This window comes from Clostridioides sp. ES-S-0049-02 (genome assembly GCF_020658465.1).
Taxonomy (GTDB): domain Bacteria; phylum Bacillota; class Clostridia; order Peptostreptococcales; family Peptostreptococcaceae; genus Clostridioides.
Map to the genome: position 1 here is coordinate 341,891 of NZ_JACVWG010000001.1, position 16,062 is coordinate 357,952.

Below are 16,062 nucleotides of genomic sequence, written 5' to 3' on the forward strand. Positions count from 1 at the left end.
ATACTCACCATTATAATGTAGTTGATGACAAAAATACTTATGTTTTTTAACGTGAGCTTTGTGGCAGGTATTAACTATATAACTTTTTTTTATAAAATAATTGTTTTGACCAAATGTACATTTTAGACGACCAGTTACGCATAAATTGTTGAATATTCTTTTAAATATCTATATACTTTATAGTATAATTTATCAGAAAATTTAGAAAAAAGGATATAAAAAGAAAATCTAATGAAATTATAGGCGGTGTTAATCATATGGAAAGTAATAATAAAGGTGTGTTTAACAATGGAACAATTTCTATAGGTGAAGTATCTATGCCTAAAGGTGGTGGCGCAATAAAAGGTATGGGTGAGACTTTTAGTTCAAATCCATTTACAGGAGTTGGAAATTTTTCTATACCAATAAAAACTTCAAAAGGTCGAGGTTTTGAACCAGATATTTCTTTAAATTATAACTCTGGTGCTGGGAATGGTCCATTTGGATTAGGATTTTCTATTTCATTGCCTTATATATCTAGAAATACGGAGAAGGGTGTGCCTACATATGAGGATATTTTGGATAAGTTTATATTATCTAATTCATCAGAACTTGTAAAAACATGTGATAATAGAAAACAAATGAAGAAATCAAAAAATTTAAATTCCTCATGGGAAGTGACTTCATATTTACCTAGAGTAGAAGGAGACTTTTCAAGAATAGAATATTGGAAGAGTAAAGAGAGTTCTTATTGGAAAATTACTACAAAAGATAACATTACATCAATCTATGGCAAGTCTTTAAATTCAAAAGTTGCAAATCCAAACAATGACAGTCAAATATTTATGTGGCTTATTGAAGAAAGTTTTGATTCAAAAGGAAATAAAATTGAGTATATTTATAAACAAGAAAATAATGAAAATATAATAGATAAATCTAATTATGTAGATAGAAGATTTGATTCATATAAATATATACATAAAATAAGATATGGGAACTATTTTGATAAACAAAAAAAAGAAAAATGGGCCTTTGAAGTGGTCTTTGATTATGGTGAATATGAATTAGAAGATACTTTATTAAAAACGAGTCAGTCGAATCCATATGTATATACAAATATGTGGAAAGTGAGAAAAGATTCTTTTTCGTCATATAGAAGTGGATTTGAAATAAGAATTTGTAGGCTTTGTAGAAATATATTAATGTTTCATAAATTTGAAAATGAACTTGGAGAGATACCATGCCTTGTAAATGTAACTAACTTAAAATATGAAGAAACACTGCAAATGTCTATGCTATCAGAAGTTCAACTGAAAGGATACAGAAGGAATAAAGATAATAGTTATTTTTTAAAATCTATGCCTCCAATAAAGTTAGGATATTCTAGTTTTAATCCAAATAATAAAAAATTCAATTTATTAAAAACAAAAGATGATTCTAATTTACAAGGATATTTACAAAAAACTAAGTTTAATTTTATAGATATTTATGGTGATGGTTTACCAGGAATTTTAATGAGCAATGAAGAGTCTACATTTTTTTGGAGAGCAGAAGGAGATGGAAAATATGGATTTTTAGAAAAACCAATTAAGTTTCCTATTGAAAAAGATTTAACTTCCTCTAATTATTTTTTAATGAGTCTTGAAGGTAATGGCAAATTGAACTTTATTGTTTCAAAAACAGAAAGAGCAGGATTTTATGAGTGTGAAAGTAATGGAGATTGGAAACAATATATGGATTTTGAATATTTTCCTATGGAATTTACAAGAAGCAGTAGAAAAGAAATGGTTGATATAAATGGAAGAGGACTAATAGATATTGCTATATTTGGAGATGATTACCTAAATGTGTATTCATCTATTAAAAAAAGTGGTTTTAGTAGAGCAAATAGAATTGATTTTGGAAATAGAATAAGTTCAGGAGAATTTCCATATAAGAATAGTGAAAACATAAATGAATTTATTGGATTTGGTAATGTACTTGGAGACGGTCTTTATCATAGAATTAGAGTCCGAAATGGATGTTTTGAATGTTGGCCAAATTGTGGTCATGGTAATTTTGGAGAAAAAATATTGTTGAGAAATGCACCAAAGTTTGATGAAGATTTGGATATATCAAGAATTCATTTTGCAGATATTGATGGTTCGGGAACTATGGATATATGTTATGTATATTTAGATAGAGTAGATATATATCTAAATTTAAGTGGCAATAGATTTAGTGATGCAATATCAATACCATTACCAGAGAATTACTCAAAGTTTGACCAAATAAACTTTGAAGATGTAAATGGAAATGGAGCTTCTTGTATGATATTTACAAAGGTAGGAGAAATAATAAAGCACTATGTTTATGATTTTACAAATAACTCAAAGCCATATTTATTAACTAATATAGATAATTCTTTAGGTATGTTGACAAATATAACTTATTCTAGTTCTGTAAAGTTTTATCTTGAAGATAGGGCTTTAGGTAAAGAATGGCAGACAAAGTTACCATTTCCACTACATGTAGTGGAAAAGATAGAGTTTATTGATGAGATTTCAGAATCTAAATTTACAGAATATTACAAATATCATTCTGGTTATTATGATTATGTGGAACGAAAGTTTAGAGGATTTGGGTTTGTTGAAAATTGGAACTCAGAAAAGATTAATTCAAGTCTAGAAAATCCACTCATAGTACCTACTACTTATATAAAAAAATGGTATCATACAGGGTGTTGTGATCAATTAGAAAATATATCTAAACTTAATGAAGAAGACTTTTTTTCTGAAGATTTGGATGCCTATGTACTACCAGATATTATATTAGATAGTTCTATTAACAAAAAAGATTCAGAAGAACTGAGAGAGGCATATATCTCTTTAGCTGGAAAAATTTTGCGTGAAGAAACTTATGGATTAGATAGTGATATAGAAATTTCAGATATACCATATACTGTGTCTGAAACTAACTTTAAGATAGTAAAGCTTCAAGATAAAATAGAAAATAATTTTGGTGTGTTTTATTCTCATCCAACTGAGTGTATAACATACAATTATGAAAGATTAGTAAAAGACCCACGTATAGCACACAAATTTATATTAGATGTAGATAAGTTTGGTAATATAGAAAAATCTTGTGAAGTATATTACCCAAGAAGGTTTAAAATAATAAACCAAAATAGTGTTTATAGTAAACAATACAACCTTAATATAACAGCAGAATGTACAAAATTTATAAATGAAACTGAAGATTTTAATTTAATTGGAATTGCATATGAACATAGTTTATTTGAGATAGGAGAAGTATCATTAAATGGAAAAATCTATTTTTCATATGATGAAATCAAAACAATAACAAATGAATCTTTTTGTAATGTAGTAAATTACAATGAAAGTTTCAAAAAAGGAAAAGTACAAGCTAGATGTATTTCTTGTGATAGAAAATATTTTTGGAATGAGCATCAGGATAATTTACTGGATTTAGGAAAGATAACTGATAAAGCGTTACTTCATCATCAGGAATTTGCTGTTATGCCAGAAACTTTAGTAAATGATATATTTGCGGATAGGATAAATGATAATATATTAGTTCAAGATTGTGGTTATATCAAAAAAGAAAATTATTGGTGGAATAGAGGGCTTGTTCAAAGTTATTTTACTAGAGAAGAAAATGGATTTTTTATGCCTATATCAAATGAAAATTTATTTATAGAAAAAGATTCAAAATTATATTGTAAAAAATATATTGAGTATGATGAATATAGATTATTTCCAATTAAAATAGGAGAATATTTGTCTGAGCAAATATCAAATGAATCAGAGTTTATAATTGACTATATAACTACTTTACCAAAACAATTGAAAGATATAAATGGTAATATATATCAAGTTATTTTTGATCCATTAGCAATGGTAATTGCAAAATCTAACTATGGTATTGTTGATGAAAGTTTTCAGGGAAACGGAGATTTAGATATATATAAATATTTAGAGAATGCTACGTTTAAAGAGGTTATAAAAAATAATCAAAAATATTTACAAATGGCATCTGAATTTTTCTTTTATGATTTGTGGGAATGGAGTGATAATAAAAAACCAGCTTGCTTTATTCAACTTGTAAGAGAGAATTATTTAAGTGAGATTCAAACTAAGGAAGAAGATAAGGTTCAAATTAATATAGGTTTTTCAGATGGTTTTGGTAGAAATATAGAACAAAAAACTAAAGTTGATTCAGGAAAAGCAATCTTATATAACAAAGGAAATCTTATATATAACAAGTTAGGAGAAGTATCAACTGGGTATGTGGATGAACGTTGGCAAGTGTCCGGAAGAGTAGTGTACAACAATAAGGGAAAACCTATAAAGCAGTTTAAGCCATATTTTTCATCAACTTCTGAATATGAACAACAAAAATATCTAGATAATATATTAACTGCATCAGAAGTTATTTATTATGATTCAATTCTTAGGGTTGTGAAGATTGAAAAAGCTAAAGGTATACCATCAAAATGTTCTATAGTAAAGAATGTATTTACTAAAGTTAAGTATTCTCCATGGGAGGAAATTCACTATGATGAAAATGACACATTAGTAGATTCAGATTATTTCAATGAATATATAAATAATTATCCTGAAAATCCTACTGTAGAACAAGAATATGAGAAAAAAGCACTTTTAAAAGCTAGTAAATTTTATAATACCCCTGAAAAAAAAGTATTTGATAATATGGGAAATCAATATCTATTTATAAGGGATAACCTAGGTGAAGTTTATAAGGATTCATTTAAAGAGATAGCTTGTAAAAGAGGTATAAGTGTAGATGATATATGGAATGAGCTTTTGGGTAAGGAATATATAAAACCAAGCAAGATTCAAGAAAACAAAATTTTAAGTGGATGGGTATCTGAAAAATTTCAACCATATAGTAGTAATTTTAAATTAGAGATAGATGAGAAATATGAAAGTTGCAGTAATGAGTTAATAGATTTTATGAAAAAGAGTTGTCTAACAACGTTTAATGATATAGATGTAACTGGTAAGATTAAGCGTAGTGTAGATGCAAGATTGTATTATTCAAACATTAGTGAAAAAACAGATTTTTGTAATTTTAAGTATTTTTATGATATGAAAGGTAATGAAATTTATGTAGAAAGTGCAGATGCAGGTATAAAGTTAAACCTATTAAATATGTATAATAAGCCTACACATTTATGGGACTTAAGAGGTTTTCATAAAAAAATATATTATGATAATCTACAAAGAATTAAAGAAATTTATGTTGATGGAAGATGTGAAAGTGGTCTAAACATAAATCAAACTGTAGAAAAGTATGTTTATGGAGAATTTTATAATCAAGATATTAAAAAGGTGAAAAGTAGGAACCTAATAGGCAAAATTTATAAACATTATGATAGTGCAGGTATAGCTATCTCAGATATTTATGATTTGAATGGTAAGGCTATTAGTGTTAGTAGACAGTTTGCTTCCGATTATAAGAATGAAATTAATTGGGATAAAATAAGTAGTGTTCAGCTTGAAGAAGATGTATTTCATACTAAATATAAGTATGATGCACTTGAAAGATTAAAAATAGAAATTACACCAGATTTAAGTATATATAAAGCCAAGTATAATCAATTAGGTCTATTAAATGGTGTAGATGTATTTTTATCTGAAGAAAACAAAGAATACAATTTTATAAAAGATATAGAGTACAATGCAAATAAGCAAAGAACTAAGATTTATATGAATAATAGTTTAATTACTCAGTATACTTACGATGATATAGATTATAGGTTGAGAGGAATTAAGTCTATAAGGACAATAAATAAAAATGAGGCAGATAAAGGTAATGAGATGAGCACATTTCAAGAGTTAAAATATATATTTGACCCATGTGGAAATGTTATGACTATAATGGATAGTTCTTTGGAAGCAATATTAAAAAGCAAAAAACAAATAAGTCCTGTAATGGAGTACACATACGATGCTATGTATCAATTAATTAATGCAACTGGGAGGAAACATTCAGGTGTTATTGCAGATAAATCAGGTTGTGGCTTTGGAAATTCAAAATACATTAAACTAGGAACATTACATATAAATGATAGTGAAAAAATTGAAAATTATAGAGAGATGTACGGATATGATGATTCAGAAAATTTAGTATCTATAAAGCATATATCAGATAGTTTAACATGGATTAAATTTATTGATATTGATAAAAAATCAAATCATTCTCGTGGCATCAAGTATGGAAATAAAGATGAATTATATTATGAAACTAATTTTGATGAAAATGGTAATATGAGAAACTTAGAAACTATTTCTCAAATTTGCTGGAATTACAAAAATAATATATCTCATGTAGATACTTTAACTAGAGAAGATGAAATATGTGATAGTGATTATTATATATATGATGCAAATGGTCAACGTGTAAGAAAAGTTAGCGAAAGAAAGATAAATACAAATATTTTTGAGATAGAAGAAAAATTTTATATTGGTAATTTTGAAATTAAAAAGATAAAGAGGATAAATAATAAAAATGAAACTATAATTTTAAGTAGAAAATCTATAAAGGTAATGGATGATAAGAAATGTATATCAATGATCTATTTCTGGAATATTGATGAAAGACAACGAGAGACTAAAAATACTAATAAGTACTTTTTTAAATATCAGTTAGATAATAGTAATGGCTCATATTGTGTAGAGATAAATGAAAATGCAGAACTAATAACTTATGAGGAATACTATCCATATGGTGGAACAGCTCTGATTTTAGGAGAAGATGATAGAGAAGTTAATCTAAAGGAATACAGGTATTCAGCAAAAGAGAGAGATTTATCGACAGGACTATATTATTATGGGGAAAGGTATTATGCGTCTCATATTGGGAGATGGGTTTCAGCTGACCCTGCTGGTAAAGTGAATGGTTTAAATTTATACACATTTACTATAAATAATCCTATTAGATATAGTGATGATTTTGGAATGGATATAGGTGATAATTTTACCTTTGAAAGAGATGATTTACTTTACGGATTGCATGAATCAAGGTCTAAAGATATTTATATGAATGAAGTTAGAGCAGCTAATGGACGTAGCCGTTTAGGTGTAGGCCCCATAGTAGTGGACAATATGAATAACTTGTTTTTGGGAGTGCAAAGAGGTGAGACTTATGGTCAAGGTAAAGTAGCAATTAATGGGATGACTATAAGAACTCCTATTGTATCTAGATTTATGGCTTTTCTAGAGCATAATTTTTTAGGAAGTAAATTACCTAGAGATAGTAGCCCTTCTTCAATAAAAAGAAGAATCATATCTGGGTGTAAAGCAGGAATGTTGTTTACTGTTGCATCAGGAAAAACTATAAGGTTTGTGTTAGATGGATTGAATATAAGAAGTATATGCTACAATACTCATGAAAAAAGAAGCTATACAGAAAGAGAGCTTAGATTTATATATAAACGACGTAATGATGCAAATTTTATGCAAAACATAAAATTTTATAAAGAAGGTAGAGAAGTTGAAGCTCCATGGATAAGTAATAGTAAGTGGTGGAACACTTGGTATGAAAGTAAAACTGTTAAAGGGTATGGAAAGATTTTAAGTACACTTGAAAAAGTAGGATATGTTGCCTCTGTAATATTAGCTCCATTATTTCTTAACTTTGTTGCTAGTAAGGTTGGTTATAAGTTAAAAAAAGTTTTAAGTGTATAATATAAATTTAGAAAGGAGAATACTATGGATAAGGACAAGCTGACACAAAAAGAGCAACTCAATGTTTTTTATGGTAATAATCCAGATTTTGAATTATCGGATATTGAGTTACATAAAAAAGAAACTTTAGATAAATTAAATTTAGATGGAGTTAATAAAGAAGTGGTTTTAAAAAACCTTATGATACAAAAAAGATTACATCAATTGCATGCGTCAGAAGGTATACATTCAAAGTTGATTGAAAATGATTTAATATCAGCTCAACAAATTGCAAGTATGGAAGAAGAGTATTTTGTTAATACATATTCAACTAAACTAGAAATAAGCAAAGAAACTGCTAGGAAAATTTATAAAAATGCAATATCAATACAGAATAAAGTAATGAATCTCTTAGTAAATATAAAAACAACAGTTGCATCTCCATATTTTAGAAATCTCAAAGTAAATACAATAGGTGATGATACAATTAGATATTTTGAAAAATTACCTAGTTACCAAGAGATGTTCGGAAATTTAGATTTTTGTGATTGTGAAGATTGTAAATCAATATTTGGACCTGCTGCGTATTTCGTAGATTTAATGAGAATAATAGATAAATATATAACTAAACCAAATGAGCATACTATTGATAAAGACCTGAGTTTAAATTATAGAAGGCCTGATTTACAAGAGATACCTCTTACATGTGAAAATGCAAATAATCTTGTTCCATATCTAAAAATAGTAAATGAACGTTTGTATGATTGTATTAAAACTTTATTTAATACAAAAGACACAAGTATATTTGAGGTTCTTGCTACAAAAACTGTGTATCCATTTAATCTCCCATTTAATTTAAACTTGGAGCAGATAAGAGTATATCTAAATCAAGAAAATTTAAATTTGAGTGACATATATGAAACTTGGGATATAGAACAAAACGAAGTTGAGAGAGAAAGGTTAGGTATTTCATTAAAACAGTATAATATTTTAACACAGAGTTTTAAAGATGATAATCAATTAGCAAACTATTATGGTATGAGTGATAGAGCTAAATTAGCAGAATTAAATAATACACAAACATTACTAAAAGTAACACAATTAAAATATAATCAACTTGAAGAATTACTAATGCAAAATGTTTCACAGAACGAAAAAGATAATAATATAGCACATAATTTTTATATAAATCAAGGTCTTTTAGACAAAAAATATTTGTATATTGATGACAATAAGGAAAATAAAAATAATAATCTATCAAATTCAATTAAAAACATCAATAATGATGTTCTCGATAGATTAAATAGATTTATAAGACTAAGTAAAGTAACTTCTTTAAATTTTATGGATTTAGACTGGATGATAAACTCAATTCATTATTATGATAAAAATATAGAAATATCAAAAAAAACTATTACAGATATATCCCGTTTATTAAAATTATCGAGCGATATGGAACTTGATGTAATAGATTTATGTGCACTTATTGCTCCAATAAAAACATATGGAGAAGGCAATGACTTATTAAAGTCAAAAGTACCTTTTGATGTCATATATAATAATTGTAAAACTAAAAAAACTGAGTCTACATATCATCCTAAAAACAATAAACTAAACCCTCTATATATAGACAATTTAAAACTTTGGAATCCTGCTAAAATTGATGAAAATAATATTAAAATTTCAAGATGGCTTTCCAGTAGCTTAATTATGTCAATTGAAGATTTAAATTTTTTAGCTATCACAATTTTTAAAGAAAATGCAAACATAGATTTAAATGCAGATATAGAATTAACTGTAGATAATTTATCAGCTTTATATAGACACTCATTACTTGCAAGAAAATTTAAAATGAAAATTGAAACCTATATAATATTGCTTAAGCTATGCCACTTAGATACTAAAAAGGTTTTTTCTATTGATGATATTTATTGCATTAAAAATGTTGTAAGTTTTATAGAAAATTCTAAAATCAACGTATACAACTTTAACTATTTTATAAATGGAGAAGAAAGTCAGTATGTAAAGCAAATATTCAAAGAAGATAGTATTGATAATTGGTTAAAGTCATTATGTATGAGCATAAAAAAAGATTCAAGTTTAGATATAGAAAATGAAATTATAGAAATGATGTCTGATTATCTAGGTACAGAAAAAGAGTTATTAAAATATTTAGTGATTGTGTTTAAAAAGTCAATTGTTTTACATGAGGGTATAAAATATTGGACAGAAGCATTTATAAACTATTCTAACCCTGAGAAATATAAGTTTTATGTTATAGAGGTATTAAGATGTTGTTCAAGATGGATTAACTTAGTAACTAAAATAGCACCAGATTATAAGCTTGTTGAAAGTATTATTAAGTATCCGAACTATTATGGTTTCCAAAATGATTTTAAGTTGTATTCTATAGATAATATTATGAATTTTTATTTGATTAATGAGTATTTATATACTTTTGATGATGTAGATTATGACATGCTTAATTTTATTGAATCAAGCGCAAAAAAAGAAACAAATAGTACAAAATATCTGTCAATAGCAACTAATTGGAATAAATCTCAAATAGATGAGTTAATATCGAAGCAATTTTCAAAAGAACAAAATTTAGTGATTTTGATAAAAAAACTAAAAAGCTGTTTTGACATAGTTAATAAATTAAAGTCTGATAATGCATTTATAGACAATATTCTTACATTATCAGGTTTGGATGAAGAAAAAAATTGGACTAAATATGTTGACATTTCGAATATGGCAGTACAAAAAGTAAAAGGGACATACAGTATAGAAGAATGGAAATCGATAAATACAAAATTACAAGCAATTATAGAAGGTTCTAAACGAGATATTTTGCTTAGTATCACTTTGTATACTCTCAATAAAAAGTTTGTAGATATTAAAACATCAAATGATGTCTATAAGTATTTATTAATTGATGTAGAAATGGATGATTCTACGCAGATTTCTTATATAGTAGAAGCATTAAATGCTACTCAACTTTATCTTCAAAGATGTAGATTAAAAATGGAAAAAGGAGTAGAGTCACTAAATATACCTGAATCTTGGTGGTCCTGGATTATGAATTATAGAATGTGGGAAGCGAATAGAAAAATTTTTGTGTATCCAGAAAATTATTTATTACCATCAATAAGACATACAAAGTCAGAAATATTTAATAAGTTAGAAAGTGCATTATCTCAATCTGAAATAACAGATGCATATATAGAGACAATTTATAATGATTATATAGAAGAATTTTCAAATATATCAAAATTGACTATAGCAAGTTCATATCGTTGTACATATAAAGATTCAATGCGTGGAGATGTTTGTACCTTATTTTTATTTGGACGAACAAGTCAACAACCATATATATATTATTATTGTTATCAAGAAGAGGGGATGCCTTGGACTGAATGGAAAAAAATAGATTTAGCTATAAATTCACACTATATAACTCCAGTATTTGCATTTAACAAACTATTCATATTCTGGGTGGAATTAAAAGAAAATCAAAGTACATCCATAGATGTGGTGGGCTCAGTAAGTAAATCTAATAATAGCAAAACATTTAAAATGGATATGTACTATTCGTTTTTAAATATTCAACAGAAGTGGGTAAATCCTCAAAATATATTATCAGAAGATTTGGTATATTATACTGATTACTCTGACAAGGATTCAATAAAAAATCAACTGCCTTTTAAAAATATTTTTGAAATGGATAGTATTTCTTGGCTTAAAGTAAATGCATTTTCCGTTAATGCATCTAATTTTAAAGCGTTTGATAAAAAATCAAAGGATTTTGAGCGTATAAATATACTTTATGGACCATTTGCAAATCAATCTGGAAAGGTAATTGAAATAAAGCAAATCAATGATGATGGTACAAATAAGTATTGTTTTGAATCCAAGTTAAGTGAAATAGGGGAAAGTTTTAATAGATTGGTTTTAGCAAATAATACGGGTTACTTACCTATTCAACATCAATATTCATTTAATATGAATATGAACAATGAACCACTATTATTAAAAAATGAATTTTTATTGGTTGATAGATACTCACAAAATAAATATCAAATACCTTATAAACCTATTATAGATAAATTTAATAATAAGCTTGGGATTGTTTATTCTCAAAGTGTAATTTATGATAATTATCTATCCGATATGAAAGACTTATCGCATCAAATAGAGGAAAGCTTTGTTGAGTCAGATTCTTTTACATCAGATACAATTGAATTTAGTTTATCAAGTAAGATTTTTAATGATTTAAAAACAAGTAAGATAATTGATGATAATGGTAAGATATTAAAATCAAATCTCAGTACATTAGATTTGGAAATAGTGCTTATAAATAGGATTGTATCAAAAGAAATTAGTCCTAATCAACTTTTAGATATACAAAAAGTATTGTTTAGCCATGTTGGTGGTTTAAATATATTTAATAATATAAATCAAAAGGATATTTCTGTTATGCCTATATATAACCAAGTTGGTTCTTTTGTGTTTGACAATGTAGATGAAACATTTATGATTTCTCCAGAGGATAAAATTTCAGTTCCAAGGTTTAGCATGTTATCAGATGGGCTAATAATTACAAGACCACCAGCAAGTGTAAGTTCTTTTTTATCACTTGGTCTTAACTATGATAAATCAATAAAATGTATAAAACTTTTGAAAAATTATGGGTTATTGGATGAAAATAATATAGTTAAAGTTTCGAATATAGATTACAACATAATAGAAATAATATTGAGTAATGCTCAGTTGGATGACACAACAAAAAAATCTATCTATAGGATGTTGATGAATTTTCCAATAGTAAATAAATATAGTTTTGTAAATAAGGATATTAGTAAGAGTGTATCAGAAACTATTTACAATACTTTTGAGTATTATAAAATTATAGATTCACATGGTAGAGCAGATGGAAATAATTTAACATATCCAGATGTTAAGTTGATTCTAAAAAATCAAATAGAGAAAGGTATTATTAAGGTAAATCAGATTTATGATATTTATGAAAAACTAGTTCATTCACCTGTACCAGTAACACTTAAATATGAAAATTTATATGAAGATAAGAATATGTCAGACCTATCTAAATATAAATTTAATATAACTAGACTGTCAACAGGTGCAACAAAAATATTACAAAAACGTATATTTATAGGTGGAATTGATATGCTTCTTAGTACTAATTCTCAAAATATACCAGTTGTTCCTGTTTTACCTTTTGATAGATTTGAACCAAACAAAGATTATATAAACTATCCAAGTGCAATTGATGGTGTACAGGTAGATTTTGATGGGCTTTATGGTGAATACTATTGGGAACTTTTTTATCATGCACCGATGTTATTAGCTCATAATCTGAGAAATAATCAAAATTATGCTCAAGCGCAAAGATGGTATCAATATGTATTTAATCCAACAAATCCAGAAACAAAAATAGTTAAAGATACTTTTTCAAAAGAAACTGAGCATATAATAACTGATAAAATGTCTGAAGATGTACTGTCAGTTTTAAATACTAAAAAAATAGGTAATCCAGCATATCCTATTATTGATGCTAATGGAAGAGTAAACCCAGAATTTAAATTAAATACAGAACTTAGTTTTTTAACAGAATGCAGTTTAAATAATGAAATGATAATCATGGTAAGAAATATATTGATGAATAAGCTTTTAGCTACACCATCAAGTTGTTATTGGAATTTCCAACTATTTCGTACTCATGTTTTAGATGAATTTATAGATACTTTAGATGACAGTAATCCTGCAATGAAAGTTTATAATAATGACCCATTTAACCCACATGCTATTGCTAGACTAAGAATGGGAGCATATGAAAAGTACACTGTGATTCAATATATAGAAAATATAATAGAGTGGGCTGATAAACAATTTATGCAAGATACATGGGAATCTATAACTTCTGCAACGATGCTTTATATATTAGCATCAAGCTTATTGGGAGAAAGACCAGTTAATTTAGGTAGACATGACAAAAAAAATGTAGAAACATTTAAGTCTATACAGACAAAATATAAAGATTGTCCAGGTGGTATACCTCAATTTCTGATAGACCTTGAAAATCATATATCTAATATAAATTCAGATATACAAGTTGATTTAGGGTTTAATAATATAGATGTTTATTTTGGAATACCAGAAAATGAGGAACTTATAAAACTTTGGGATATAGTGGATGATAGATTAAATAAGATTAGACATTCAATGAATATTAAAGGTGAAAAGAGATTATTGGAGTTATATCAACCACCAATTTCACCAGAATTACTTTCTAGGGTTGCAAGTTCAATCAATAATGTAAATTCATTAGCAGAATCACTAGATATAGAACTTTCTAATTATCGTTTTTCATTTCTAATTGAAAAAGCAAAGGAATTTGCAGGGCATATATGTCAACTTGGAACAAGTTTATTAAATACAATTGAAAAAAACGATGCAGAAAGTATGGCAGTGCTTCATTCAATACAAGAAAACAATATTTTAAATATGGTTACAGTAACAAAAGAGAAGCAAATAGAAGAGATAAATGAAACTATTAAGTCAATGGATCAATCCCTTAAGAGTGCAGAACATAAGAAAACATATTATGAGAATTCAATAAAAGATGGTCTTTCAGAAGAAGAACAAACAAATTTAGATGCAATGGGAGTAGCTTTATTTTTCCAAGTTTATGCAAATATATTTAAAACATCTTCAAGCATTGGATATGCAGTTCCACAAGTAGGTTCTCCTTTTGCCATGACGTATGGAGGACAGCAGTTAGGAGCTGTATTAGAAGGAATGGCAGGTGCAGCAGAAATAGGGGCATCTATCTCAAATTATGAAGCACAACGCTCTTTAACAATGGCTGGATATAATAGAAGAGAAGAAGATTGGACACTTAACAAAGAATTAGCTAATTATGAAATTGAGAATATTAAGAAACAGATTGAGACTCTTAAAATAAAAGTCCAAAGCGCAAAACAAGAGCTTGAAATACATAAGAAAACAATTTTACAGGGTAATGAAGTTTATAATATTCTAAAAAATAAATTTAATAATGTAGATTTATATTCTTGGATGGTAGGTAGAATAAGTTTAATATATTGGCAAATGTACCAAATAGGATTAAATATGGCTCATGTAGCTGAGAAAGCTTATCAACTTGAATTTGGTTGCGATGATAAATTTATAAATTTTAACAATTGGGATAGTATGAGAAAGGGACTCTTGGCAGGTGAAGGACTTCAATTAGCATTAAGTCAGATGGAGGCATCCTATTATAATAAAAATAAGAGGGGTCTAGAAGTAGAAAAAACTATATCTTTGGCAATGATTAGTCCTGAAGCATTATTAAATCTCAAATCATTTGGAAAATGTAGTTTTGAATTGACTGAAAAAATGTTTGATTATGATTTCCCTGGACATTATTTACGAAAAATTAAGAGTATATCTATATCTGTGCCAGCAGTGGTTGGTCCATTTCAAAATATTAAAGCTACATTAGTTCAGAAAAACAATAGTGTTGTTACAAAACCTTTATTGGAAGTTGTAACTTACCTGTTGGGTAATAAAATTGGAAATAAACCAAAAGAAGGTATTAGAGAAAATTGGTTGCCTAATCAAAAAATTGCCATATCAAAAGGTATTGATGATAGTGGAATGTTCTTGCTTAATTTTAATGATGAGAGATACTTACCATTTGAAGGTACAGGAGTTGTTTCTAGCTGGGAACTTGAGATGTTAAAAGAAACGAATAGGTTTAATTTTGATAGTATATCAGATGTAATAATCAATGTAAAATATACAGCTCTTGAGGATTCAAATTTAAAAGAAAAGGTTATAGAATTGTTATCTAAAAGTTATCCATATGTAGGCGGACTTTATTTTCCTTTACAACAGATATTTTCTACAGAATGGAATATGTTTATAAATGAATGTGATAATCAAGAGCTACAGAGTTTTAATTTTGACATTTCATTATCCCAACTTAGTTTCTTTAGAGAAGTTAATGTTAAAGCTATATATATGAAGTTAGATATATTAAAAGATATTGTTTTACCAATAAAATCAGACTTCATAACAATTGAAAATTTAGGTATGAAAGAGACTGTAATCAATTTAAATAAAGATATTGGAATGGTAAATAATATCAATTTAAATATGAATGATATTAAAGGCAAATGGAGTATAAAGATAGATTTAGAAAAAATGAAAAAAGATAAGGATTTAAAGAAGCTTCTTAAAGAAAATAATCATATTGATGGTAAGAAATTATATGGAATAGAAATGGTTTTGGACTATGAAAGTAAAATTTTTTAAGTTGATTAAATTGGTAAATCTAGTCAGTATTATGTTTTTTAAATCATATTAG

2 protein-coding genes are annotated in these 16,062 nt (G+C 26.9%); both read left to right on the top strand.

Annotated elements, in window-relative coordinates:
• Nucleotides 1-257 precede the first annotated feature (257 nt).
• Nucleotides 258-7,691, top strand: a complete 7,434-nt coding sequence (locus IC213_RS01630; protein ID WP_227862664.1) for a SpvB/TcaC N-terminal domain-containing protein — start codon at nt 258-260, stop codon at nt 7,689-7,691.
• 24 nt (nt 7,692-7,715) lie between these two features.
• Nucleotides 7,716-16,010, top strand: a complete 8,295-nt coding sequence (locus IC213_RS01635; RefSeq protein ID WP_227862665.1) for a neuraminidase-like domain-containing protein — start codon at nt 7,716-7,718, stop codon at nt 16,008-16,010.
• The last annotated feature ends 52 nt before the right edge of the window (nt 16,011-16,062 follow it).